This is a genomic window from Streptomyces sp. NPDC051822, from assembly GCF_044452745.1.
Lineage (GTDB): Bacteria > Actinomycetota > Actinomycetes > Streptomycetales > Streptomycetaceae > Streptomyces.
In genome coordinates this window covers 725,642-751,656 of record NZ_JBITBZ010000002.1, presented here as the reverse complement: position 1 = coordinate 751,656, position 26,015 = coordinate 725,642, and the positions used below count along the sequence as shown (strand labels likewise).

Below are 26,015 nucleotides of genomic sequence, written 5' to 3'. Positions count from 1 at the left end.
CGCCGATGCCCGATTTATTACGATTAGGCCAATTCAGGACGTTTACGGACGCCTTATCGATCGTCCAGTATGCGGACGACCCGGGGAAACAAGCAGTGAACCGCATAGCCATTCACTGTTTGCAAGGCGAGTGCTCCACGTCACCAACGATTCACTATCGAACTGTCCGCTTTCATCCATGATTGCCCCGCTAGGGGCTTTTGGCGGCAAGGCCGCCTGTCTGCCATAGTCGGAGACACGACCCCCATTGACCCGGGCCAGGTCGACATAGCAGCCGTGGATACACCCCCCCGTCCACGGCGCACCACACGGAAGCCCCCAGCTGCCTCACCACGGCGCACGGGGGCTTCCGTGCGTTCAGGGCCGGTCGGCGACCCGCATCTCGAACCAGGTCGTCTTGCCGCGCGGGGCCAGATCCACACCCCAGCGGTCCGAGAGCTTGTCGACGAGGAAGAGCCCCCGGCCGCTGACGTCGAGCTCGTGCACCGGCATCAGACAGGGCAGTCCGCGCGAGGGGTCCCGGACCTCGACGCGGATCCAGCCGCGCCGCCGCTGTAACCGCAAGGCGAAGACCCGGGCGCCGGTATGCCGGACCGCGTTCCCCACGAGTTCGGAGACGAGGAGGACCGCGTGCTCGGCGATCTGCGGGCCGAGGCCCCACTGCCGCAGCACCACGTGATGGGTGAGCCTGCGGGCCAGCCACGCGGACTCCGGACGGGACGGCAGCCGGACGTCCTCCTCTGCCGGATTACCGTACAACTCCACTGCCTCGGCGGCCTGTTCGTCATCCGCGGCCGGTGACCACCGCGCTGCGGCGGCGCTGCCGCGCTGCCACGGTTGTTCCCTACCCTCCAGGCCCGCCATGCCCCCATCATGGCCGCACGGAGACGTCCGCGGGGGCCGTTCCGGTGGAATCGGCCCCCTGGAACATCCGTCAGGCGAACTTCGCCTTCCCGGGGCCCTCCTCGACGAAGCTGCGCATGCCGCGCTCGCGGTCCTCCGTCGCGAACAGACCCGCGAACCAGGTGCGCTCGATGGCCAGACCGGTGTCGATGTCCGCCTCCAGACCCTGGTCGATCGCCTCCTTGGCGGCCCGCAGGGCGACCGCGGGGCCCTGCGCCAGCTTCGCGGCCCAGGCGTGCGCCTGCTCGTACACCTCGGCGGCCGGCACGACCCGGTCGACCAGGCCCAGCGTCAGGGCCTCGTCCGCCCTGACCATCCGGCCGGTGAAGATGAGGTCCTTCGCCTTGGAGGGGCCGACCAGGCGGGAGAGGCGCTGGGTGCCGCCCGCTCCCGGGATCAGGCCGAGCAGGATCTCCGGCTGGCCCAGCTTCGCGTTGTCGGCGGCGATCCGGTAGTCGGCGCAGAGCGCGAGCTCACAGCCGCCGCCGAGGGCGTAGCCGGTGATGGCGGCGACGACCGGCTTGGGGATGCGGGCGACGGCGGTGAAGGAGTCCTGGAGGGCGCGGGAGCGCTTGACCATGGCCACGTGGTCCATGACCTGCATCTCCTTGATGTCCGCGCCGGCCGCGAACACCTTCTCGCCGCCGTACAGGATCACGGCCCGTACGTCGTCGCGGTCGGTCGCCTCCTGGGCCAGCTCGCGCAGCCGGTCCTGGGTGGCGACGTCCAGGGCGTTCATCGGGGGGCGGTCGAGGCGGATCGTGCCGACGCCTTCGGCGACTTCGAGGTTCACAGTCATGAGGGAAGGTTAGTGGCGGGGGGTCTGGGGGTGTCCCCCAGAGGGCACAGCACGCGAAGGGGCCCGGTGCTGTTGCTCACAGCACCGGGCCCGCACTCCGTCGCGTACGGCTACGCGATCCACTCCGACCAGGGCATGTTCCAGCCGTTCAGGCCGTTCTCCGGCTTGATCTGCTTGTCCTTGGAGTTCTTCACGACGACGACGTCGCCGATGATCGAGCGGTCGTAGAACCAGGCGGCCGGCATGGAGCTGTCGCCCGCGCCCCGCGCGTCCTGGAGGCCGACGCAGCCGTGGCTGACGTTGGAGGAGCCGAAGGTGCCCGCCGAGGCCCAGTAGTTGCCGTGGACGAAGGTGCCGGACTGGGACAGGCGCATCGCGTGCGGCACGTCCTTGATGTCGTACTCGCCGCCGAAGCCGACGGTGGCCCCGTTCATGCGGGTCACCTTGAACTTCTCGCTGATGACCATCTGACCGTTGTACGTGGTCGTCGACGGGGCGCCCGCGGTGATCGGGATCGTCTTGATGATCTTGCCGTCGCGCTCGACCTTCATCGTCTTGGCGCTCGCGTCGACCGTGGAGACCTGACGGCGGCCGATGGTGAAGGAGACCTTCTTCTTCTGCTTGCCGTAGACGCCCGGGCGGCCCTCGACGCCGTCAAGGTTGAGCTCGACGGTCACCTTGGTGCCCGCGGCCCAGTAGTTCTCCGGGCGGAAGTCGAGGCGGTCGTTGCCGAACCAGTGGCCCTCGATCTCGACGGCGGGGACGGCCGTCACCTTGATGGCCTTCTCGACGGCCTCGGGGTCGGTGATGCCCCGGGTGAAGTTGATGGACACCGGCATGCCGACGCCGACGGTCGAACCGTCCTCCGGCGTGTAGTGGCCGATGAAGGTGTTCTTCGGGACCAGGGTGGTGAAGGTGGTGTCCTTCGCCGACTCACGTCCCTCGGCGTCCTTGGCGACCGCGTGCACCTTGTACTGGGTGGCCGCGGCCAGGTGGGCGGTGGGCGTCCAGCTGGCGCCGTCCGCCGCGATCTCGCCCTCGACCTCGGTGCCCTTGGAGTCGGCGACCGTGACCGTGGTCAGCTTGCCCTGGGCCGCGGTGACCTTGAGGGCCCCGCTGGTGGCGACCGCGTCGGCGCCGTCCTTCGGAAGGATCGTCACGACCGCCTGCGAGGCGGCGTTGTCCTGCTTGCCGCCGCCCTGGGCCGAACCCTGTCCCCCCGTACCGCCGCCGGCGGGCGTCTCGCCGCCGCCGCAGGCGGTGAGCACCAGGAGCATCGCCCCCGCCGCGAGGGCCTGCAGCCGGACGCCCCCGCGTCGTCGGCCGCGTCGCCCGGTCGTCCCTACCGATGTCCCCGATATCGGCTGCCCGTTCACTGTGGTGTTCTCCCCTCACACGGCCCGGCACCGCCAGGGCCCCACCCCCGTGCGCATTCACTCGCGCACACGGCGCTAGATAATCACACCGCAGGACACGAAAGATCCTCGTGAATGTCACCGTTCCGTCCCGATCGATCTGGTAGGGCGACGGGCGTTGCAGGGGGGGTACGAGAGGGACTGGGGCCGCCTTCCGGATCAGTGCAGGGCGGAGCCGGCCTTCCACCGGTCCCACTCCATGTTCCAGCCCCCGAGGCCGTTGTCGGGAGCCACCTTCCGGTCCCGGGAGTTGACCACCTCCACCACGTCGCCGATGAGCGTCCGGTCGAAGAACCAGCCCGCGGGCGAGTCCGCGCTGCCGCCCTTCTCGTCCCTCAGCCCGACGCAGCCGTGGCTGACGTTGGCGGAGCCGAAGGTGCCGGGCGAGGCCCAGTAGTTGCCATGCAGGAAGGTCCCCGACTCGGTGAGGCGCATCGCGTGCGGGACGTCCTTGATGTCGTACTCGCCGCCGAAGCCGACCGTGCGCCCGTCCATCCGCGTCACGTCGTACAGCTCGGTGACGACCATCTTCCCGTTGTACGTGGTGGTCTTCGGCGCCCCGGCCGTGATCGGCAGGGTGGCCAGGACCTCGCCGTTCCTCCTGACCTCCATGGTGTGCGCCGCGGCGTCCACCAGGGACACCTGGGAGCGGCCGACGGTGAAGCCGACCGTCTTGCGCTGGATCCCGTACACGCCGGGCGCCCCCTCGACGTCCCGCAGGCCGAGCTCGACGGTGACGCGGGTGCCCGGCTGCCAGTACGCGGCGGGGCGGAAGTCGAGCCGCTCCTTGCCGAACCAGTGGCCGACGACCTCCACCGGTGGCTCCGAGGTGATCCTGATGGCCCGTTCGACCTCGGCCCGGTTCTCGATCGGCCGGTTGAAGCCGAAGGAGACGATCATGCCGGTGCCGACCGTGGAACGATTCTCCGGTTTGAAGTAACCGATGAAACGGCTCTCCGGTACGACGGTGGTGAAGGTGGTGTGCCGGGCGGAACGGCGCCCGTGCGCGTCGAGCGCGACCGCGTCCACGCTGTACTTCGCGGCCAGCGCGAGCCGGGTGTCCGGCCGGGGCCGCCAGCGCAGCCCGTCCGCGGAGATCTCCCCCGCGACCTGGGTCCGCTGGGCGTCCTCCACCTGGACCACGGTCACCCGTTCGAGCCGCCCGCTGTCCACCCCCACCTCGACCGGTCCCCCGGCGGGCACCCCCCTGCTGCCGTCCTCGGGGCTGATCCGGATGACGTCACCCGGGGCCCGCGCCTTGCCCGGCAGGGAGACGTCGACGCCCCGTCCGCCGCCGTCTCCCGTGCAGCCCACGAGGCCCGCCATCAGTCCCGCCACCGCGAGGGCGTACCCCGCCCGCTTCCATACAAGTGTCACGCTCGGCCCAACGACGGCCACCCTCCAGGGGAAACGTGCGTACGGGTCATGTTGGGAGCGGGCCCGTGCGGGCAGAACAGGAGGAGGACCACGCGCGGAAGCGGCGGCCGGGACGCCGCCGCTCCCCCGTGTGCGGGCCCGACGAGCCGCGGGAGGCCGGAACGGTGGCGAGCACAACCGAGCAGGAGGCGGTACCGGAGCATGCCCCGGAGCGGGCCGGCGGTCCACCCGTGTGGCCCGGCGCCCCGACACCCCTGGGCGCCCGCTGCCGGGTCGGCCCCGACGGGATCGCGGGCACCAACTTCGCCCTGTGGGCGGGCGGGGCGGAGGCCGTCGAACTGTGCCTCTTCGACCCCGACGGGACGGAGCGGCGGCTGCCGCTGACCGAGCTGACCCATGAGATCTGGCACGGCTTCGTGCCCGGGATCGGGGCGGGACAGCGGTACGGCTACCGGGTGCACGGCCGCTGGGACCCGTGGACGGGCGCCCGGTGGAACCCGGCGAAACTGCTCCTCGACCCGTACGCGCGGGCCGTCGACGGCGACTTCACGCTGCCGCCCGAGGTGTACGGGCACGTCAGGGACTGGCCGCAGCAGCACGTGGCCGACACCGTCCGCGACGAGCGGGACTCCGCACCGTTCGTACCGAAGGGGGTCGTCGTCCAGGACGACGACGACTGGTCCGACGACCGCAGACCCAAGACGCCCTGGCAGGACTCGGTCATCTACGAGATGCACGTCAAGGGCTTCACCCGGCTCCACCCGGGCATCCCCGAGCACCTGCGGGGCACCTACGCGGGCCTGGCCCACCCGGCGGCGATCGAGCACCTCGTAGGGCTCGGGGTGACGGCGGTGGAGCTGCTGCCGGTGCACCAGTTCGCGCACGAGGACCACCTCCTCCGGCGCGGCCTGCGCAACCACTGGGGCTACAACTCCATCGGCTACTTCGCCCCGCACGCCGGCTACTCCTCCTCGGGGACGACCGGGCAGCAGGTCGGCGAGTTCAAGCGGATGGTGCGGGCGCTGCACGCGGCCGGGATCGAGGTCATCCTCGACGTCGTCTACAACCACACCGCGGAGGCGGGCGAGTTCGGCCCCACCCTGTCCCTGAAGGGCATCGACAACCGGGGCTACTACCGGCTCCAGTCCGACGCCCGCCGGTACGCCGACTACACGGGCTGCGGCAACACCCTGCACGTCGTCCAGCCGCAGGTGCTGCGGCTCATCACCGACTCCCTGCGCTACTGGGTCACGGAGATGGGCGTCGACGGCTTCCGCTTCGACCTGGCGGCGGCGCTCGCCCGCTCCATGCACGACGTCGACATGCTCTCCCCCTTCCTCGCGGTCATCGCCCAGGACCCCGTCCTGCGCCGGGTCAAGCTGATCGCCGAACCGTGGGACGTGGGCAACGGCGGCTACCAGGTCGGCGCCTTCCCGCCCCTCTGGACCGAGTGGAACGACCGCTACCGGGACGCCGTACGGGACTTCTGGCGCGGCGCGCTGCCCGACGTGCGGGACCTCGGCTACCGGCTCTCCGGCTCCAGCGACCTGTACGCCTGGGGCGGGCGCCGGCCGTACGCCTCCGTCAACTTCGTCACCGCGCACGACGGCTTCACCCTGCGGGACCTCGTCACGTACGAGCGCAAGCACAACGAGGCCAACGGCGAGGGCAACAGGGACGGCACCCACGACAACCGCTCCTGGAACTGCGGGACGGAGGGCGAGACCGACGACCCCGAGATCACCGCCCTGCGCCTGCGCCAGCAGCGCAACCTCCTCACGACCCTCCTCCTCTCCACCGGCGTCCCGATGCTCGTCGCGGGCGACGAGATGGGCCGCACCCAGGGCGGCAACAACAACGCCTACTGCCAGGACAACGAGACGGGCTGGGTCGACTGGACCCTCCCCGACGACCCGGGGAGGTCCCACCTCCTCACCCTCACCCGCCGCCTGCTCGACCTGCGCCACCGCCACCCGGTACTGCGCCGCAGGGCCTTCTTCTCCGGCCGGGGCGCCGACGGGCTGCGGGACCTGGCCTGGTTCGGGGCCGACGGCACCGAGATGACCGAGCGGGACTGGTACGCGCCCACGGCCACGATCGCCCTCTACCTGTCGGGCCGCGACATACCGGGCCGGGACGAGCGCGGCGAGCAGATCACCGACGACAGCTTCCTCGCCGTCCTCCACGCGGGCCCGCAGCCCCTCGACTTCCGCCTCCCGGGCCCGCCCTGGGCGGAGACGTACGAACTGACCGTCGACACCGCCCGCGAGGACCAGTCCGCCGCCCCCGGCACGGAGCACCGGGGCGGGGAGACGATCACGGTGGGGGCACGGTCGGTGGTGCTGCTGCGGGTCAGGGGGTGAGGCCGCGCGCCGACCGGAAAACCGGATGAGACGCGTCAGGGGCGAACCGTAAGGTCGCACCTGATGCCCGAGATACCTGTCGCCCCAGAGCCCCCCGCGCCCGCCGCCGCGCCCGACCGCTCGGCGGTACGGGCGCTGCTCCGTCTCTGGCCGTACGTACGGCCCGTGCGGAGGCGCCTGTTCACGGCCGCGTTCGTCGCCGTCGTCGCCTCCTGCCTGTCCCTCGTCATCCCCCTCGTCCTGAAGTGGCTGGTGGACGGGCCCGTCGCGGAGCGGGACCCCGGCGGGGTGTGGCTCGGAGCCCTCTACCTCCTGCTGCTCGGGATCACCGAGGCGGTGCTCTTCGGGTTCCGGCGCTGGCTGGTGGCCCGGCCGCTGGCCGGGGTCGAGGCGCGGATGCGGGCCGACCTGTACGGCAGGCTCCAGCGGCTGCCGATCGCCTTCCACGACCGGTGGGCGTCGGGCCAACTGCTCTCGCGCGGCACGACCGACCTCATGCTGGTCCGCATGTTCCTGGCCTTCCCGCTGACGTTCCTCCTGGTCAACGGCGTGACGATCCTCGCGGGTTACGTCCTGCTGCTCGCCCAGGACTGGTCGCTCGGCCTGGTGCTGCTGACCCCGGTCATCCCCCTGGTGATCGTCTGCTCGGTGTTCGAGGGCCGGTACGGGGCGGTGGCGCGCCGCGCACAGGACCAGGTGGGCGACCTGACGACCGTCGTCGAGGAGAGCGTCCTCGGCATCCGGATCGTGAAGGGCTTCGGCCGGCACCGCAGCCAGGCCCTGGCCTTCCGGGACCTCGCGAGCACCCTGCGCGGCACGGAACTGGTCAAGGCCCGGCTGCTCGCCATGATCTGGGCCGTCATCACCGTCGTACCGGAACTGGCCATCGGCGCGGCCCTGGTGCTCGGCACCGTGCAGGTGGCGGACGGCGACCTGTCGGCGGGGACGCTCGTCGCGTTCCTGTCGACGGCCATGGCGCTGCGCTGGCCGGTGGAGTCGATCGGCTTCCTGCTCGCGATGAGCCAGGAGGCGGCGACCGCGACGGAGCGGTACTTCGAGGTGATGGACGCCGACGAGGAACCCGACGCACCCGCCCGCACGGCCACCACGACGGACGGTCCCGGCGGGGTGCGCTTCGAGGGCGTGTCGTTCCGCTACCCGGACGCGCCGCGGGACGCCCCACCGGTCCTGGACGGGATCGACCTGCACATCCGCCCCGGGGAGACCCTGGCCCTGGTCGGCGGCACGGGCTCCGGCAAGACCACCCTGACCGCGCTCGTACCGAGGCTGCACGAGGCGTCCGCCGGCCGCATCCTCCTTGACGGCGAGGACATCGCCCTGATGGAGCGGGAGCGCCTGCGGTCCCTGGTGTCGATGGCCTTCGAGGAGCCGACGCTGTTCTCGGCGAGCGTCGGGGAGAACGTCCTGATGGGCGCAGGCGACGAGGCGGGCGAGCCGGAGCTGCGACGCGCCCTCGGCGTGGCGCAGGCCGACGGGTTCGTCGACCGGCTGCCCGAGGGCGCGGGGACCCAGGTCGGCGAACAGGGCCTGAGCCTGTCCGGCGGCCAGCGGCAGCGCCTCGCCCTCGCCCGCGCGGTCGTCGGCCGCCCCCGCTTCCTGATCCTTGACGACCCGCTCTCGGCACTCGACGTCCACACGGAGGCCCGCGTCGAGGCGGCCCTCCGGGAGGTGCTGCGGGAGACGACGGCACTGGTCGTGGCACACCGCCCGTCGACGGTGATGCTGGCCGACCGGGTGGCGCTGCTGTCCCGGGGCCGGATCGCGGCCGTGGGCACGCACCAGGAACTGCTGCGGACCAGTGAGGAGTACGCCTGGCTGATGTCGGGCGAGGACAAGGGGACCGAGGACCGATGACGGACACCACGACCGACCGCACCGACCCCTTCGACCGCGACGACCTGCCGTCGCCCCCGGGAGCGACGGCCGCGCTGCTCCGCTCGCTCCTCGCGACCCACCGCACGCGCGTCGCCTTCGCCGCACTGGTGATCCTGGTCAAGGAGGGGGCGATCCAGGCGGGCCCGCTGCTCGTCGCGTACGCCATCGACCGGGGCGTCCCCGCCTTCCGCGCCGGCGACCACGGCCCCGTCATCGCGGTGGCACTGGGCTACCTCCTCTGCGCGACGCTCTCGGGCGTCCTGCAGTACGTCTTCGTCCGTGGCGCGGCCCGCATCAACCAGGACGTCCTGCTCGATCTGCGCGGCCGGATCTTCCGCCACGCCCAGGTCCTCAGCGTCGACTTCCACGAGCGCTACACCTCGGGCCGGCTGATCTCCCGCTCGACCACGGACGTCGAATCCCTCCAGGAACTCCTCTCCGAGGGCCTCCAGGAACTGATCGGCGTGGTCCTCTCCTTCGTCTCGATCTCCCTCATCCTCCTCTGGCTGGACCTGGGCATCGGAGCGGTGGCGATAGCGAGTTTCCTCCCCCTCCTCCTCCTCGTACGCCTCTACCGAAGGCGGGCAGGGGCGGTCTACGCCGAACGCTCCACGGCGATAGCGGGCGTGATCGTGAAGTTCGCGGAGACGATGAACGGCATCCGCCCGGTCCGGGCGTTCCGCCGGGAACCGGTCAACGACAAGGAGTTCGCGACCCTCAACCGCCGCCACGAGCGGTCGAACGGCGACGCGCTCCTGGAGATGGCCCGCTACGTCGTCGGCTCGCGCCTCGTGGCGAACACGGCCGTCGCGGGCATGTGCCTGTGGGGCGCCTACCGGGTGGCCTCGGGCTCCCTCGAACTGGGCGTCCTGGCGGCGGCGGTCCTGTACATGCGGCGCCTGTACGACCCCATCGACCGCCTGGGCATGTTCCTCAACTCGTACGAGTCGGCGGCGGCGTCCCTCACCAAGATCGCGGGCCTGCTGGCCCAGGAGCCGGGCGTGCCGGAGACGACGACACCCAGGAGCCTCCCGGCCCGCTCGGGCACTCCGGGCCGCGAGGTGACCTTCGACAAGGTCTCCTTCGCCTACCGGACGGGCGGCGAGATCCTGCCGGCCTTCGACCTGACGATCCCCCCGGGCCAGACGGTGGCGGTCGTGGGGGCGACGGGCGCGGGCAAGTCGACCCTGGCGAAGCTCCTGGCCCGCTTCTACGACCCCACCGACGGGGCCGTGCGTCTCGACGGCGTGGACCTGCGCGACCTGGCCACCCCGGAACTCCGCCGCGGCGTCGTCATGGTCACGCAGGAGGCCTTCCTCTTCTCCGGCACGGTCGCGGAGAACATCGCGATCGGCAGCCCGGACGCGACCCGGCAGGAGATCGAGGCGGCGGCCAGGGCCATCGGGGCGCACGAGTTCATCGAGAACCTCCCGGACGGCTACGACACGGACGTACGCAAGCGCGGCGGCCGGATCTCGGCGGGCCAGCGCCAACTCGTCGCCTTCGCCCGCGCCCTCCTCGCGGACCCGGCGGTCCTGATCCTGGACGAGGCGACCAGCTCCCTCGACGTACCGGGCGAGCGGGCGGTGCAGCGGGCGATGGACACGGTCCTCGCGGGCCGTACGGCGGTGGTCATCGCCCACCGGCTCTCCACGGTGGAGGTCGCGGACCGGGTCCTCGTGATGGAGTCGGGCCGGATCGTCGAGGACGGCACGCCGTCGGACCTGATCACGCACGAGGGCCGCTACGCGGGCCTGCACCAGGCATGGCGCGAGAGCCTGGTGAGCTGACGACGAGACCGCAGTGGGGGCCCGGAACGGCCCCCACGGCCCACGACCGTCAGGCACGCACCCCCCGCAACAAGGCGACCGACACCCCAGCCGCGACAAGCATCAGCAGGGAGGCGGCGACGGCGGCTCCACCCATGGCCTCGACGAAGGCGCTCCGCGCAGCGTCCAACACAGGCCCGGGAAACCCGAGCGCACCCCCGAGCGTCTCCCGCGCGACGGCAGGCGCGGACGAGGGCATCGCGGCGCTGTAGACGGCGGCACCCACGGACCCGAGGACGGCCATCCCGAGCGCCCCGCCCAGCTCCTGCCCCGATTCGAGGACGGCGGCGGCGGAACCGGCGCGCTCGGGCGGCGCGGCGCCGAGGGCGAGTTCGTTGGCGAGGGTCATCGCGGAGACGAGCCCGGAGGCATAGACGGCGCCGCCGACGAGCACGACCCACAGCGGCGTGGCGCGGTCGACCCCGGCGAGCCAGGCGAAGCCGCCCGCCGCGGCGAGGAACCCGCCGCCCATGACGTACGCGCGGTCGACCCGCCGGGCGAGCGCCGCGGCCACCGGCGCGGCGACGAGGACGCCGCCGGTGGGGACGAGGCTCCAGAGCGCGGCCTCGAAGGGGCTCTGGCCGAGGACGGACTGCAGGTACTGGGTGAGGAAGACGGCGAAGCCGACGGTCGCGACCATGGCGAGCAGGTTGACGAGAACGGAGCCGCCGTAGGCGCGGGTCCGGACGAGGCCGAGGTCGACCATCGGATGGGCGAGACGGGCCTGCCGGCGCACGAACACGAGAACAAGGACAAGCCCCCCGGTGACACCGAGGGCGGGCACCGGCGCCCACCCGTCCTGGGCGAGCTCCTTGACGCCGTGGATGAGGGGCAGCAGCGCGGCCAGGGAGAGCAGCGCACTGAGCAGGTCGAAGCGCCCGCCGCCGGGGGCCCCCTTGGACTCGGGAAGCAGTATCGGCCCCAGGACGAGGAGCAGGGCCATGGCGGGGAGGTTGAGCAGGAAGACGGACCCCCACCAGAAGTGTTCGAGGAGGGCCCCGCTGACGACGGGTCCGAACGAGATGCCGCTCGCCATGACGGCGGTCCACAGGGTGACGGCCTTGGCGCGCTGGGCCGGGTCGTGGAACAGGGTGCGGATGAGGGCGAGCGTGGACGGCATGAGGCAGGCGCCGGCGACGCCGAGGAGCGCGCGGGCGGCGATGAGGGTGCCGGGACTGTGGGCGTAGGCGGCGGCGACGGAGGCGAGACCGAAGAGGGCGGCGCCGCCGAGGAGGAGCCTGCGGCGGCCGATGCGGTCGCCGAGGGCGCCCATGGTGATGAGGAGTCCGGCGAGGACGAAGCCGTACATGTCGAGGATCCACAGCTGCTCGGTGGCGCCGGGGCGCAGGTCGGCGGCGATGGAGGGGATCGCGAAGTAGAGGACGGAGATGTCCATGGAGACGAGGAGGAGGGGCAGCATGAGGACGCCGAGGGCGGTCCATTCGCGGCGGCCGGCACGGGCGGCTGGTCCGGGGCCGGATCCGGCTCCGGGGTTCGTCGTGAGTGAGGTCATGCGGGGAGAGAAGCAGGGACGTGCGTACGCCGCCACGCCCGCCCTAGTACGCCGTCGTGGCAGCGCACAATTCCCCACGACTCCGCGGTGTACGACGTCATAGCGCACTAGTACACTCCGCCCCGTGACGACCGAACCGCCCTACCTGGCCATCGCCGCGGAACTCCGCCGCCGCGTCCGGTCCGGCGAGCTGTCCCCGGGCGACCGGGTGCCGTCGACGCGGGCCATCACCCGCGAGTGGGGCGTGGCGATGGCGACGGCCACGAAGGCGCTGGGGGTGCTGCGCCAGGAGGGCCTGGTGCGGCCGGAACCGGGCGTGGGCACGGTGGTGGTGACCCCGGCGGCCCCGAACGCGCACCTCAAGGGGGACCCGGGCACCGAGCCGCTGTCGAGGGAGCGGCTGGTCGAGGCGGCACTCGCGCTGGCCGACGCCGAGGGGCTGCACGCCCTGACGATGCGCCGGCTGGCGACGGCGCTCGGGGTGTCGACGATGGCGTTGTACCGCCATGTGCCGGGAAAGGCGGAGCTGGTGCGCCTGATGACGGACGCGGCGTGCGGGGAGGTGCCGTTGGGGCCCGCGCCGAAGGAGTGGCGGACGGGCCTCGAACAGGGCGCGCGCTGGCTGCGCGGGATGTACCGCCGGCACCGCTGGATGGCCCACGCGATGGCCTCGTTCACGCGGCCGGTGGCGACGCCGAACGCGCTGGCGTACCTGGAGTGGGTGCTGAAGTCGCTGCGGGGGACTCCGCTGACGTCCACGGAGAAGCTGCACACGCATCTGCTGGTCTTCGCGTACGTGCAGGGCCTGGCGATGGCCGACGACCTGGAGGAGCAGGCGCGCCAGGACACGGGGATCTCCGACGGCGAGTGGATGGAACAGAATGAGCCACGGCACGACGCGATCCAGGCGAGCGGCTCGTACCCCGAGCTGGAAGCGGTGACCAGCGGTGGCGACTTCGGTCTGGACCTGGAGTCGCTCTTCGAATTCGGGCTTCGGCGAACGCTGGACGGCATCGCGGCCATGATCGACGAAACGTCCGGTTAACGAACACGGGCGTACGGGCAGCGGACGAATTTTGGCCAACTTCCCGCCGCACTCCTGACAGGTCCCCGTCAGCCCTGCCACTCTCTCCCCAACTCGCACCAACGTTCGGCGCTTCACCCGAACGGCTTCCGCGTCACCTGAACGTGCTCCACAGCTCTGCTTGCTCCGCCCGGACGGACCCCACCCAGTCCGCCGGTACCCCCCTCGCAAGAAGGAGTCTGCGTGAGATCCACGCCCAGCCGTCGCGCCACCGCGACCGGCGCTCTGATCGCTGCCGCCGCCATGCTCGCCGTGAGCGTCCAGACCGGATCCGCCACCGCGGCCGACGATTCCTGGACCATCGCCCCCAAGGCCCAGCAGGGCACCTCGGCGAACCCCGGCAAGCTCCCGGCCGACCTCACCCCCGCCGAGCGCACCGCGCTCATCAAGGCGGCCGACGCCGACAAGGCCGCCACGGCCAAGTCCCTCGGCCTCGGCGCCCAGGAGAAGCTGGTCGTCCGCGACGTCGTACAGGACCGCGACGGCACGACCCACACGCGCTACGAGCGGACCTACGCCGGGCTGCCCGTCCTCGGCGGTGACCTGATCGTCGCCGAGACCAAGGCCGGCGCGACCGCCTCGGTCACCAAGTCCTCCCGCGCCGAGCTGAAGAACGTCGACCTCACGGCCACGGTCGCCCCGGCCGCCGCCGAGAAGCAGGCCGTCGGCCTCGCCACGGCGGAGGGCTCGAAGGAGACGGACGCCGAGCGCGCCCCGCGCAAGGTCGTCTGGATGGCCTCGGGCGCCCCCGTCCTCGCGTACGAGACCGTCGTCGGCGGCCTCCAGCACGACGGCACCCCGAACGAGCTGCACGTCGTGACGGACGCGAAGACCGGCGCGAAGCTGTACGAGTGGCAGGCCGTGCACAACGGCACCGGCAACACGCAGTACAGCGGCTCGGTCACCCTCGGCACCGCGCCCTCGTACACGCTCACCGACACGACCCGCGGCAACCACAAGACGTACAACCTCAACCGGGGTACGTCCGGCACCGGGACGCTGTTCTCCGGCTCCGACGACGTCTGGGGCGACGGCACCCCGTCGAACCTGGAGACCGCGGGCGCCGACGCGCACTACGGCGCCGCCCTCACCTGGGACTACTACAAGAACGTGCACGGCCGCTCCGGCATCCGCGGTGACGGCGTCGGCGCGTACTCCCGGGTCCACTACGGCAACGCGTACGTCAACGCCTTCTGGCAGGACTCCTGCTTCTGCATGACGTACGGCGACGGCGCTGCCAACGCCAAGCCGCTCACCTCGATCGACGTGGCCGCGCACGAGATGACGCACGGCCTGACCTCCGTCACCGCCGGTCTGGTCTACAGCGGCGAGTCCGGCGGCCTCAACGAGGCCACCTCGGACATCTTCGCGGCGGCCGTCGAGTTCTACGCCAACAACGCCCAGGACAAGGGCGACTACCTCGTCGGCGAGAAGATCGACATCCGCGGCAACGGCACCCCGCTGCGCTACATGGACAAGCCCAGCAAGGACGGCTCGTCCAAGGACTACTGGTACTCCGGCATAGGCAGCGTCGACGTCCACTACTCGTCGGGCCCGGCCAACCACTGGTACTACCTGCTCTCCGAGGGCAGCGGCGTCAAGACCGTCAACGGCGTGAACTACGACTCGCCGACCTCCGACGGCCTGCCCGTCACCGGCATCGGCCGTGACAAGGCCTCGCTGATCTGGTTCAAGGCGCTCACCACCAAGTTCAACTCCTCCACCAACTACGCCGGCGCCCGCACCGGCACCGTCGCGGTGGCCACGGAGCTGTACGGCGCCGGAAGCCCCGAGGTGCTCGCGGTCCAGCACGCCTGGGCCGGCGTCAACGTCGGTACCCGCCCCGGCGGCACCGAGCCGCCGGTCGGCAAGGTCTTCGAGAACGCGGCCGACGTGTCCATCCCGGACAACGGCGCCGCGGTGACCTCCACGGTCAACGTCACCGGCATCACCGGCAACGCGCCCTCCACCCTCAAGGTCGACGTGGACATCGTCCACACCTACCGCGGTGACCTGGTCGTCGACCTCGTCGCCCCGGACGGTTCGGCCTACAGCCTGAGCAACCGCTCCGGCGGCAGCGCCGACAACATCGTCGCCACCTACACCGTGAACGCCTCCTCCGAGGTCGCCAACGGTGCCTGGAAGCTCCGCGTCCAGGACAAGGCCTCGATCGACACCGGCTACATCAACAACTTCAAGCTGACCTTCCCGTAACCCCGGAAGCGATGCCGCGGACGCCCGGAGGGAACGTTCCCTCCGGGCGTCCGCACGTCCGGACGGCGGCTGCACACCCTGGACCGGGCCGAGGTGCCGTGACGGATCGCGGGCGCCCTCAGGGGGCTACCTCAGCAGTACCCCCGCCCCCTCCCCCGTCGACTCTCCCGGCACGGCCACCAGGCCGAGTTCGGACGGGTGGGCGAGCAGCGGGTGGGTCGGGCGGACGCGGACCGTGCAGCCGAAGGAGCCGGTGCGGTCGAGTTCCAGGGTGCCGGCGTAGGTCAGCCTGCCCTCCAGATCCGGGCCGCCCGCCGGCTTCAGCGGGACGGCACGGGTGTCGGTGAGGGTGTCGTCGGCATCGACCCGGCCGGTGACGGCCTGCACCTCGACGTCGTCGGGGCCGAGCGCGCCGAGCGCCACCCGGACCCGGACGACCGGGGTGGCGCCAAGCTCCGCGTCCGCGAGGTCGTCGGCGAGGCCGTCGCCGACCTCGACGTGGTCGACGGTCACCTTGGGCCAGGCCTCCCGGACCCGGGCCTTCCAGGCGGCGAGGTCCCGGGCGCGGGCCGGGGTGAGGGCCCGGCGGGCGGTGGCGGCGGGCACGTAGAGCCTCTCGACGTACTCGCGGACCATCCGGTCGGCGAGCACCTTCGGGCCGAGATCGGCGAGGGTGCGCCGGACCATCGCCGTCCATCCCGCGGGCACCCCCTCGGGGCCCCGGTCGTAGAAGCGGGGGGCGACCCGGCGTTCGATCAGCTCGTAGAGGGCGGCGGCCTCCAGGTCGTCGCGTCGGTCCTCGTCGGAGGCCGCGGCGCCGTCGGCGGTGGGGATGGCCCAGCCGAAGTCGGGCTCGAACCACTCGTCCCACCAGCCGTCGAGCACGGACAGGTTGAGGCAGCCGTTGAGGGCGGCCTTCATGCCGCTGGTGCCGCAGGCCTCCAGGGGGCGCAGCGGGTTGTTGAGCCAGACGTCGCAGCCGGGGTAGAGGTCGCGGGCCATCGCCATGCCGTAGTCGGGCAGGAAGACGATCCGGTGCCTGACCCTGGGGTCGTCGGCGAACCGGACGAGTTCCTGCACGAGCCGCTTCCCGCCGTCGTCGGCGGGGTGCGCCTTCCCGGCGACGACGAGCTGCACCGGACGCTCGGGGTGGAGAAGGAGCGCCCGCAGCCGGTCCTTGTCGCGGAGCATCAGGGTGAGCCGCTTGTAGGAGGGGACGCGGCGGGCGAAGCCGATGGTGAGGACGTCGGGGTCGAGGACGGAGTCGGTCCAGCCGAGTTCCGCGGCGGCGGCCCCGCGCTGCCGCCAGGAGGCGCGAAGGCGTTCCCGTACGTCGGTCACGAGCCGTTCGCGCAGCGTGCGGCGCAGCTCCCACAGCTCGCTGTCGCTCGCGTCGGGGCCGAGCCGGCCGACCTCGGGGGCGACCCAGGTGGGGGCGTGGACACCGTTGGTGATCGAGGTGATCGGCACCTCCTCGGCGTCGAAGCCCGGCCACAGCCCGGCGAACATGGCGCGGCTGACGGCTCCGTGGAGGGTGGAGACGCCGTTGGCGCGCTGGGCGAGGCGCAGGCCCATGGCGGCCATGTTGAAGACGCCGGGCTCGCCGCCGAGCGGGATCTCGTCGCCGAGGGCGAGGATCCGCCCGGTGTCGACCCCGGGGAGCGCGCCGTCCTCGCCGAGGTGGCGGGCGACCAGGCCCCGGTCGAAGCGGTCGATGCCTGCGGGGACGGGGGTGTGGGTGGTGAAGACCGTCCCGGCCCTGACGGTCTCCAGGGCGCTGTCGAAGTCGAGCCCCTCGCCCTGGAGTTCTCGGATCCGTTCGAGGCCGAGGAAGCCGGCGTGGCCCTCGTTGGTGTGGAAGACCTCGGGGTCCGGGGTGCCGGTGAGCCGGGTGTACGTGCGGACGGCGCGGACTCCGCCGATGCCGAGCAGCATCTCCTGGAGCAGCCGGTGCTCGCTGCCGCCGCCGTACAGCCGGTCGGTGACGCCGCGTTCGCCGGGGGCGTTCTCCTCGACGTCGGAGTCGAGCATGAGGAGCGGGACGCGGCCGACCTGGGCGATCCACAGGTGCGCGTGCAGGCGGCGCCCGCCGGGCAGGTCGAGGGTGATCCGGGCGGGGGTGCCGTCGGCCTCGCGGAGCAGGGTGACGGGCAGTTCGCCGGGGTCGAGGACGGGGTACTGCTCCTGCTGCCAGCCGTCCCGGGCGAGGGACTGGCGGAAGTAGCCGTGCCGGTAGAGCAGTCCGACGCCGATCAGGGGGACGCCGAGGTCGCTCGCGGACTTGAGGTGGTCGCCGGCGAGGATGCCGAGGCCGCCGGAGTACTGGGGCAGGGCGGCGGTGACGCCGAACTCGGGCGAGAAGTAGGCCAGGGCCGCGGGCGCGCCGGACTGCTCCTGGTACCAGCGGGGGGCGTGGAGATAGGCGTCGAGGTCGTCGGCGGCGGCGCGCAGCCGGGCCAGGAAGTCCTGGTCGGCGGCGAGCGCGGTGAGCCGGGCGGCTTCGAGGGTGCCGAGGATCCGGACGGGGTCGGCGCCCGGCGGGCTCTGCGGGGAGAGCGCGGCGAAGAGCGCGCGGGTGGGTTCGTGCCAGGACCAGCGCAGGTTGTGCGCGAGGTCGGCGAGGGGTCGAAGGGTGTCGGGGAGGACGGGACGCACGGTGAATCGACGGATTGCCTTCACGCTGTCCACCTTCGCAGGCGAGTACGGAGCGGAGTGGACGCACCACGCTGTGCGTCCGTCGTTCCGCTCCGACGTTAGGGCACGGGCCGCCGCGGGACCACGGCGCGTGGGGGGCGCGGCGGCGCGGTCAGCCGGTGGCGGGGAGCGGCACCTCGTACGGGGAGCCCTGGTTGACGGTCGTCGGGTCGAAGGCGCCCGTGGCGGCGTACCGGCCGGCGATGGCGGCGAGTTCGTCGGCGGGGATGACCTCGTGGATGTCGGTGAAGCCGTGCGGGGCGCGCGCGTGCGCGAGGTCGATGACGACCTCGGGGCCGCGTTCCCGGTTGGCGCGCTGGAGCGCGGTGGTGACCGGCCGGCGTTCGCGCTCGTACGCGGCGAGGCCCTCGGCGGGGTCGTCGGAGTGCCGGGCGAGGGCGTGGGCGAGGGCGCGCGCGTCGACGATCGACTGGGTGGCCCCGTTGGAGCCGACGGGGTACATGGCGTGGGCGGCGTCGCCCACGAGGGTGGTGCGGCCGTGGGTCCAGCGGTCGAGCGGGTCGCGGTCGACCATCGGGTACTCGTGCGCGGAGTCGGCGGCGCGCAGCACGTCGGGGACGCTGACGCCGTCGAACTCCCAGCCCTCGTAGAACGGCAGGAACGTCTCCACGGGGACGGTGCGGTCCCAGTCCCCGCGCAGCCGTTCCTCCGGCGGGGCGCCGTCGGGCTCCGCGGGCCTGGCGAGCGCCCAGTTCACCAGGACCTCCCGGCTCTGACCGGCCGGCCGGCTCATCGGGTACACCACGGCCTTCTGCCGGTCGTCGCCCGCGATGAGCATGAACGAGCCCACCGCCCGCGCCGGCATCCGGGAGACTCCCCGCCACACCAGCATCCCGTTCCACTGCGGTCCGCCCTCCGCCGGGTGCAGGGCCGCCCGCACCGCCGAGCGGATGCCGTCGGCGCCCACGAGGACGTCGGGGACGAGCGAGGCCCGGCCCCGGACGGCGCCCTCCCGGTGTTCGAGCCGCAGCCGGGGCCTGCCGTCCGGCAGCGGCTCCACCCCGCACACCCGGACCCCGGTGACGAGCGCCGCCGCCCCGAGCCTGGCCCGTACGGCGCCTGCCAGGACCTGCTGGAGGTGCCCGCGGTGGACGGAGAGCTGCGGCCAGCGGTAGCCCGCGCCGAGGCCGCGCGGCTCCCGGGATATCAGCCCGCCGGAGCGGTGGTAGTAGCGCAGCTCGCGGGTGCGCACGGCGCCCGCCTCCAGGGCGTCGAGCAGGCCGAGTGCGGCCAGTTCGCGGACCGCGTTCGGCATCAGGTTGAGCCCGGCGCCGAGCGGGCGGATCGCGGGCGCCGCCTCGACGACGGTCACCCGCTCGAAACCGGCGGCGTGCAGGGCGAGGGCGGCGGTGAGGCCCGCGATGCCGCCGCCGGCGATCACGATGTGCGGGCTCTGACCATAGGTGTGGGGGGACATCTCGACTGCTCCTTCGGCGCCGCTACGCGGCCGACGGCCCGACTGGGGCCCCTGCGGGACGGCGCCGCACGGTCGCGCGGCGCACCATGGTCTCGTTCTCCCTGGTCAGGTCCAGGACCGAGCGCAGCAGCGCGACCGGGGCCCCGCCGCTGCCCTCCTCGTACAGGCGTACGTCCTCGCTGTACGCCTTGCGGGCGATGCCGAGGTGCCGGGCGCGGAAGGTCTTCAGGACGCGCAGCACCCGGCCCAGTGCCTCCGCGGAGGCGGTGAGCGAGGGCGGCAGCCGGTCCGCGCCCTCCCAGCTCACCGCGGCGGACAGCTTGCTCACGGCGGACACCCCGCCCCGGTGCCGGGTGTGGAACGCGCGCCAGGCCGGCAGCGCGTACGGCACCGCCTCGGCGAGGAAGGCGTCGTAGGCGGGGTCCGGCCGGTCGCACTGCCAGAGCGTCAGGTCGACCAGCCAGAGCGGCACCTGGGCGGCGGCCGGGCCCAGGTAGTCGCGGCCCGCGATCTCGATCTCCTCGTAGTACGGGCGCAGGGTGAGGGCGAAGTACTCGGGCGGGACCCGGGCCACGGTCAGGTCGATCGAGTCGACCATCGCCCGCACGTGGCGGGCCACCCGGTCGAGGGCCGCCGCGAACCCCGGGTCGTACGGTTCGAGGCGGGCGATCCGGCCGCAGTCGTCGAGCGCGGCGACGAGGCCGGGGAGCACCATCCGCACGGATTCCTGGAGGAGGGCCTCCGTGGGATGGCCGGTGTAGGAGCGGCGGCGGGGGCCGACCGGGTTCCAGGTCGTGTAGTGGTGGACGGTGTCCCGGGGCACCATGTCGGTCCGGCGGCCGAGGAGTTCGAGGACGGGGAGCGCCTCGGGGACGGCGGTGAGCGGCTGCACACCGTGCCGTTTCAGGGAGCCCAGCAGGATGCCGAGGTCCCGCATGGCCGCGAGGGCGCCGTCGACGCTCCATTCGGCGGCCCGGTCCAGGTCCGGCAGCAGGGCGCGCAGCGCGACGGTCAGCGCGGGCACGTCGGCCGCCGCGTTCATCGCCGGCACGGCGGCGAGCAGGGCGTCGGCGCCGAGGGGGTCGGCGGCGCGTATGTCCTCGGTCGTGTGAAGCAGATCGCCGAACACGGCGACGCTCCTTTCCTCTTGGAGGCTCGTTCGCCTGTGGTCAGGGGACGGGGGTCGGGGCCGGTTTCGGCAGGTGGAGGCGGACGGAGAGCAGGGCGGCCAGGGCGGCGGCCGCGGCGCCCGTGAGGAGGGCGGCGCGGTGGCCCGCCGTCTCGGCGGTGGCGCGGGCCGCGTCCACGGCGTCGGTACGGGCGGCGGCGACGGCGACGAGGACGGCGAGGCCGAGGACGGAGCCGAACTGCTGGCTGGTGTTGACGAGTCCGGAGGCGAGTCCGGTCTCCTCGGCCGCGGCCTCCGCCGTGGCCGCCACGTTCGTGGTGACCATGACGAGGGGCAGCGCGGCGCCGATCAGGAGGCTGGGGGCGAGGACGGTGCTCGGATACGTGCCGTCCGGGGTGAGCGCGAGGGCGAGCCAGAGGGTGCCGGCGCACAGCAGGACGAAGCCGAGGGTCATGGCCCGGTGCAGCCCTATCCGGAAGATGATCCGGCCGGTCTGCGGGGCGACCGCGACGACGACGAGCGACAGCGGCAGCAGGCCGAGGCCGCCGCCGAGGGGCCCGTACCCGAGGACGCTCTGCAGGTGGAGGCTGACCAGGAAGAACATCGGGAACAGCGTCGTCTGGGCGAGCGCGGCAAGCACGTTGGCGCTCCGGAGCGCGGGGCGGGTGAGGACCGCGGGCGGGACGAGCGGCGCGGCGGCCCGGGTCTCGACGGCGGCGAAGGCGAGCAGCAGGGCGACGCCCGCTCCTCCGGCGGTGAGGGTGCGGGCGGACAGCCAGCCGGTCTCCGCCGCGCCGACGAGCGCGTAGGCGAGGAGACCGAGTCCCGCGGTCGCGGTGGCCGCCCCCGCGAGGTCGAGTCCGCCGGGGCGGAGGCGGCCGGGGCGGCCGTCGAGGACCCGGAGGGCGAGAAGGGCGAGCACGGCGGCGAGCGGCACGTTCAGCCAGAACGTGGAGCGCCAGCCGAGGAGGTCGGTGAGGACGCCGCCGAGGACCGTGCCGAGGACTCCGCCGAGGCCGCCCATGGCGGCGAACGCGCCGAGGGCCCGGTGGCGGGCGGGGCCGTCGGGGAACAGCAGGAGCAGCAGGGCGAAGGCGGCGGACGCGGCGAGGGCGGCGCCGGCGCCCTGGGCGGCGCGGGCGGCGACGAGGGCGCCGGCGCCGGGCGCGAGACCACCGGCGGCGGAGGCGACGGCGAGGACGCCGAGGCCGCCGAGGAAGACGCGCCGGTGGCCGAGGAGGTCGGCGGCGCGGCCTCCGAGGAGGAGCAGTCCGCCGAAGGTGATGAGGTAGGCGTTGGCGACCCAGGAGAGGCCCGCGGAGCCGGAGCCGAGGTCCTCGCCGACGGAGGGCAGGGCGACGTTGACGATCGCGGTGTCCGTGATCAGGAGCAGCTGGGTGGCGGCGAGCAGGAGGAGCGCCCCGCGCCGGGGCGCCGCGTGCGGTGTCGTCACCGGGTCGTCCCCAGGCCGTACCCGTCGAGGCAGGCCTGCGCGAGGCTCTCGCACCTCTCGGCGGCCCCGGCCCTGGCCTGCATGGTCAGGTAGACGTGCGGGGCGCCGTGGTAGAAGCGCTCGTACTGCTCGTGGCGGCCCGCGAACTCCGAACCGAGGGCGTCCCAGGCGAGTTTGAGGAGTTTGAGGCGGTCCTCCGCGGGGTGGCCGGGGGTGCCGAAGTACTGGCGGACCAGCGGCCCGAGTTCGGGGTGGAGGAGGTCGCGGCCGCTCGCGGGGAGCTGGACGAGGGCTCCGCCCGCGAGGAGCTTGATGTCCTGGACGGCGCGGGGGTAGAGCTCGCCGGCCATGATCCGCTGGGCGTGGGAGATCTCCTGCCCGGGCCGGACGCCGCCGCGGCCGCCGTCGACCTCCTCGTACGAGGCCTCGGCGGCGAGGACGAACGCCTTGGCCTGGGCGACCATGCCGAGGAGGCGGCCGACGGCCTGGACGACGGGCGGCAGCTGCTCGGTCCCGTGGGAGCGGGTGATGAGGATCGCCAGGCCGGTGAGGAACTCCAGCTTCGTCCAGAAGCGGGTGGCGGCCTGGTGGACGAAGTTGAGGTAGGCGGGGGTCTGCCACCAGATCGCGCCGGTGGTGGCCGGGTCGCGGTAGGTGAGGACCCGTTCCCAGGGCACGAAGACGTCCTCGCAGACCAGCATGGCGTCGTTCTCGTCGTACCGGGAGGAGAGCGGGTGGTCGAAGACGGACCGGGAGCGTTCCTCGTAGGAGGTGCGGGAGATCAGTCTCAGGCCGGGGGCGTCGGGGCGTACGGAGAAGGTCAGCGCGTGCGCGGTGTCGTCGGGGGCGAGGGGTTCGATGGTGCCGACGAGGATCTCGTCGGCGAAGACGGCGCCGGTGCCGACGGTCTTGGCGCCCCGGACGACGATCCCGCCGTCCCGTTCGGCGACGACCCGCAGGGTCCGGTCGTCCTCGCCCCCGCCGGGGTTGCCGAGGGTGAAGGCGGCGTGCAGGTCGCCCTCGGCGAGCCGGCGGTGGAAGGCGAGGGCGTGTTCGGCGCCGTCGAAGGTCCCGCCGGTGAAGACGTCGGGCGCGGCGGCGAACCCGGCCGCGCCGGCCGCCATGTAGTCGGGGGTACGGCCCAGGTAGCCGTAGCTCGCCTCGGCGGTCGTGCGGAAGGCCTGGCGGCGGGCGACGAGGTCCTCGTACGAGCGGGGCACGGCGTAGGCGCGGCGCACTCCGCCCTGGACGAGGACGGGGCGGTGCGCGGGGTCGTCGGCGAGGTCGTGGAGGCCGGCGAAGGAGGCCGCGGCGGACCGGAAGGCGGGGTGGGCGGTGACGTCCTTGACCCGTTCCCCGTCGAGCCAGACCTCGCGCCCGTCGCGCAGCCCCTCCAGATACTCCTGCCCGCACCTCGTCACCGGTGTATCGCCTCTCCTCGGGTGTCACGGCTCTGCCGGTCCCGAGACTGTCCGGCGGACCCCGCCCGGACAATGAACGACCGTCCAGGGGTCCTTAAGAACCGTCCAGGCGGCCCCGAAGATGTCAGGTCGGCCCGGCGGGAGGGGGTGTCCGGCGCATCAGGCCGCCCGGACGGCTCCCGCGCGGTGCTCCCCGGGGGTCACTCCGAACCACTTGCGGAAGGCGAGGTGGAAGCCGACGGCGCTCTGGTATCCGACGCGGGCGGGCACGGCGGACTGCGGGAGCGAGGTCTCGGTGAGCAGCCGGCAGGCCTCCTGCATCCGGCGGGCGGCGAGGTACCGGGCCGGTGACTCCCCGACCAGTTCGCGGAAGGCGGCGGTGAACGCGGAGCGGGACATGCCGACCTCCCGGGCGAGGGAGTCGATCGTCCAGGGCTCGGCGAACCGGGTCGCCATCATGACGACCGCCCGGCTGATCCCCGGGTGCCTGAGCAGGGGCAGGGAGGCCGCGCTTCCCGCGAGTTCGCGCAGCACCGGGCGGAGGGCGAGGACGAGCGCCATCTCGAAGGCGCGCAGGGTGATGAGCCGGTCGCCGGGCCGGACGGGCCGGTCGGGGTCGGCGAGCAGCCGCAGGGTGTCGCGGAGCAGCGGCTCGCGGTCGACCTGGGCGCCGTCGAGGACGAGGGCCCAGGGCAGGCAGCCGTAGAGACCGGTGGCGGCGCTGGCGTCGTAGTGGAGCCCGGCGCAGAGCAGCCGGCTCTCGGGTCCGCTGCCGCCGATGACGATCTCGCCCGAGGTGCCGGGCTGCCGCTCGGGCAGCACGGCCTTGAGCGGGACGCCCTGGCGTTCGGGCCGGTCGGAGAGGCGGTGCGCGGTGCCGGTGGGGAAGACGACGAGGTCTCCCGCGTGCAGGGCGACGGGGGTCTCGCCGTCCGCGGTGATCCAGCAGTCGCCCTCGACGACGTAGTGGAGGACGGCGCAGCTGCGTTCGGCGTCGCCCTCGATGGCCCAGGGGGCGCGGACGTGCCAGCGGCTGTCGAAGACGCCGGTGAGGCGGAGGGGTTTGAGCAGTTCGCTCAGCAGGTCGTCGTGCTCTTCGTCGTGTTCTTCGTCGTGACGGTCGGTTCCCACGGTGTCCATGGACGATCCTTCAACTTCCGCCCCGGTTTGTTAATTGAACGGCCGAAGCCGCCCCGGCGAGCCTGGAGGAACGCCGACACGGCAGCGGCGACAGCCTATCGAAGGGCCTCAGACACACATGTCCAGTGAGATTCCGATGCGGGTGGCGGTGGTGGGAGCGACCGGGTTCCAGGGCGGTGCGGTGGCCCGGCTGCTCGCCGGGCGGCGCCACCGGGTGCGGACCCTGACGCGGCGCCCCGCGGCCGACCGTCCGCCGCTGCCAGGGGCCTTCTTCCTGGCGGGCGATCTGGGGCGGCGGGACGACGTGCGGCGGCTCTTCGAGGGCACGACGCACGCGTTCGTCACGATGCCGCTGGTGTACGGGAGCGAGCGGGTGGAGGCGTACGCGAGGAACGTCGCGGCGGCGGCCCTGGAGGCGGGGACGGAACGGCTGGTCCTCAACGCCAACACCCGGGTGCCGCTCGGCCCGACGGAGGTCGCCGCGTTCGAGACGCGACGGCTCGCGGAGCGGGTGCTGCGGGACAGCGGGGTGCCGCTGGTGGTGATCCGGCCGCCGGTGTACCTGGACAACCTGTTCTCGCCGTGGAACGGTCCGGCTTTGGTCGACGAGGGCGTGCTCGCCTATCCGCTGCCGGAGTCCACGCGGACGGCGTGGCTCTCGCACCGGGACCTCGCGCAGGCGGCGCTCGCGGCGCTGACGCTGGAGGGCATGGAGGGGCGGACCTTCGACATCGGCGGCGCGCGTGCGCTGACGGGCGGTGAGCTGGCGGCGGCCTTCGGCCGGGGTCTCGGTCGCGCGGTGCGGTACGAGGAGCTGGATCCGGCCGCTTTCGAACGGGGTCTGGCCCGGTTGCTCGGTCCGGAGACGGCGGCGGGGGTGGCCGGGATCTACCACTACATGGCGAGCGGCGCAGATCCGCTTCTGATGGCGGACGACGACGGGGTGTCGGCGGAGGTCCTCGCCCTCGAACCGGCCCCGGTGGAGGAGTGGGTGGCCCGTCAGCCCTGGCAGATCTGGTCGACGGACGCGGAAGAACCGGACCCGTCGCAGGACCCGTCACCCCACCGCTGACCACCGCCCCCCGCACGCCCCGACCGCCGGAAACAGACCCCGCCCCACACGGGCGGGGTCTGTTCGCGCCCGGCGAGTGAGCCGAAGGGGCGCCCCTGTGAGCCCGGCTCCAGCGCCCCGGAGGCGAACCGAGCCCCAAAAAGAGGGGGGCGGGGCGTTTCTTTGTCCGGCTCCCGGCCTTGCCTGGGGGGCTACGCCCTAGTAGTTAACAAAGCGCCGGGATTGCCCACCCGTGAACCGGGGGAAGGCTCCTCCGGTACACCCCCGAAACCCGT

At 72.9% G+C, this 26,015-nt stretch carries 17 protein-coding genes; 6 read left to right on the top strand and 11 right to left on the bottom strand.

What is annotated here, in order from left to right; translation table 11 throughout:
* Nucleotides 1-357: 357 nt before the first annotated feature.
* The 4 genes from ACIA8N_RS09205 to ACIA8N_RS09190 all read right to left on the bottom strand — a co-directional run bounded on the left by ACIA8N_RS09205 (nucleotide 358) and on the right by ACIA8N_RS09190 (nucleotide 4,443).
* Nucleotides 358-864, bottom strand: coding sequence for an ATP-binding protein (locus ACIA8N_RS09205; RefSeq protein ID WP_365780383.1), 507 nt, complete (start codon nucleotides 862-864; stop codon nucleotides 358-360).
* 70 nt (nucleotides 865-934) lie between these two features.
* Nucleotides 935-1,702 (bottom strand): enoyl-CoA hydratase/isomerase family protein, encoded by a 768-nt coding sequence (locus ACIA8N_RS09200; protein ID WP_030553672.1) that lies wholly within the window; start codon nucleotides 1,700-1,702, stop codon nucleotides 935-937.
* A 110-nt stretch (nucleotides 1,703-1,812) separates the two neighbouring features.
* Complete coding sequence (locus ACIA8N_RS09195) at nucleotides 1,813-3,078, bottom strand: Ig-like domain-containing protein (protein WP_365780382.1); 1,266 nt, start codon at nucleotides 3,076-3,078, stop codon at nucleotides 1,813-1,815.
* 198 nt (nucleotides 3,079-3,276) lie between these two features.
* Nucleotides 3,277-4,443, bottom strand: a complete 1,167-nt coding sequence (locus ACIA8N_RS09190; RefSeq protein ID WP_365780544.1) for an Ig-like domain-containing protein — start codon at nucleotides 4,441-4,443, stop codon at nucleotides 3,277-3,279.
* Between the two features lie 215 nt (nucleotides 4,444-4,658).
* Here ACIA8N_RS09190 and glgX point away from each other — a divergent pair, with 215 nt between their 5' ends.
* The 3 genes from glgX to ACIA8N_RS09175 all read left to right on the top strand — a co-directional run bounded on the left by glgX (nucleotide 4,659) and on the right by ACIA8N_RS09175 (nucleotide 10,543).
* Nucleotides 4,659-6,857, top strand: coding sequence for a glycogen debranching protein GlgX (glgX, locus tag ACIA8N_RS09185; protein WP_365780381.1), 2,199 nt, complete (start codon nucleotides 4,659-4,661; stop codon nucleotides 6,855-6,857).
* Between the two features lie 63 nt (nucleotides 6,858-6,920).
* Entirely contained in the window at nucleotides 6,921-8,732 is a 1,812-nt protein-coding gene (locus ACIA8N_RS09180) for an ABC transporter ATP-binding protein (protein ID WP_365780380.1), read from the top strand.
* Complete coding sequence (locus tag ACIA8N_RS09175; protein WP_365780379.1) at nucleotides 8,729-10,543, top strand: ABC transporter ATP-binding protein; 1,815 nt, start codon at nucleotides 8,729-8,731, stop codon at nucleotides 10,541-10,543. Before ACIA8N_RS09180 ends, ACIA8N_RS09175 begins: the two co-directional genes overlap by 4 nt.
* Before the next feature lie 49 nt (nucleotides 10,544-10,592).
* On the opposite strand, the gene ACIA8N_RS09170 is transcribed toward ACIA8N_RS09175, so the two are convergent.
* Complete coding sequence (locus tag ACIA8N_RS09170; RefSeq protein WP_365780378.1) at nucleotides 10,593-12,095, bottom strand: MFS transporter; 1,503 nt, start codon at nucleotides 12,093-12,095, stop codon at nucleotides 10,593-10,595.
* 124 nt (nucleotides 12,096-12,219) lie between these two features.
* Between ACIA8N_RS09170 and ACIA8N_RS09165 the strand changes: the two genes are divergently transcribed.
* Nucleotides 12,220-13,140, top strand: a complete 921-nt coding sequence (locus ACIA8N_RS09165; RefSeq protein WP_365780377.1) for a TetR/AcrR family transcriptional regulator C-terminal domain-containing protein — start codon at nucleotides 12,220-12,222, stop codon at nucleotides 13,138-13,140.
* Between the two features lie 222 nt (nucleotides 13,141-13,362).
* Nucleotides 13,363-15,393: a M4 family metallopeptidase gene (locus ACIA8N_RS09160; protein WP_365780376.1), complete on the top strand. Its 2,031-nt coding sequence runs from the start codon at nucleotides 13,363-13,365 to the stop codon at nucleotides 15,391-15,393.
* A 126-nt stretch (nucleotides 15,394-15,519) separates the two neighbouring features.
* Here ACIA8N_RS09160 and glgP read toward each other — a convergent pair whose 3' ends face one another.
* The 6 genes from glgP to ACIA8N_RS09130 form a co-directional block, all read right to left on the bottom strand.
* Nucleotides 15,520-18,072, bottom strand: coding sequence for an alpha-glucan family phosphorylase (gene glgP / locus ACIA8N_RS09155; RefSeq protein WP_365786377.1), 2,553 nt, complete (start codon nucleotides 18,070-18,072; stop codon nucleotides 15,520-15,522).
* Nucleotides 18,073-18,199: 127 nt separating this feature from the next.
* On the bottom strand, nucleotides 18,200-19,525 hold the full coding sequence (locus ACIA8N_RS09150) for an FAD-dependent monooxygenase (RefSeq protein ID WP_365786375.1): 1,326 nt from the start codon (nucleotides 19,523-19,525) through the stop codon (nucleotides 18,200-18,202).
* Between the two features lie 22 nt (nucleotides 19,526-19,547).
* On the bottom strand, nucleotides 19,548-20,654 hold the full coding sequence (locus ACIA8N_RS09145) for a monodechloroaminopyrrolnitrin synthase PrnB family protein (protein WP_365786373.1): 1,107 nt from the start codon (nucleotides 20,652-20,654) through the stop codon (nucleotides 19,548-19,550).
* 40 nt (nucleotides 20,655-20,694) lie between these two features.
* Nucleotides 20,695-22,107 (bottom strand): MFS transporter, encoded by a 1,413-nt coding sequence (locus ACIA8N_RS09140; protein WP_365786370.1) that lies wholly within the window; start codon nucleotides 22,105-22,107, stop codon nucleotides 20,695-20,697.
* The gene (locus ACIA8N_RS09135) at nucleotides 22,104-23,528 is read right to left on the bottom strand and encodes a 4-hydroxyphenylacetate 3-hydroxylase N-terminal domain-containing protein (protein ID WP_365786368.1); all 1,425 of its coding nucleotides are present in this window, start codon (nucleotides 23,526-23,528) and stop codon (nucleotides 22,104-22,106) included. The genes ACIA8N_RS09140 and ACIA8N_RS09135 overlap by 4 nt, the downstream gene beginning before the upstream one ends.
* Nucleotides 23,529-23,687: 159 nt before the next feature.
* Entirely contained in the window at nucleotides 23,688-24,668 is a 981-nt protein-coding gene (locus tag ACIA8N_RS09130; protein ID WP_365786366.1) for an AraC family transcriptional regulator, read from the bottom strand.
* A 118-nt stretch (nucleotides 24,669-24,786) separates the two neighbouring features.
* On the opposite strand from ACIA8N_RS09130, the gene ACIA8N_RS09125 reads away from it, so the two are divergent.
* Nucleotides 24,787-25,740: an NmrA family NAD(P)-binding protein gene (locus ACIA8N_RS09125; RefSeq protein WP_365786364.1), complete on the top strand. Its 954-nt coding sequence runs from the start codon at nucleotides 24,787-24,789 to the stop codon at nucleotides 25,738-25,740.
* Nucleotides 25,741-26,015: the final 275 nt, after the last annotated feature.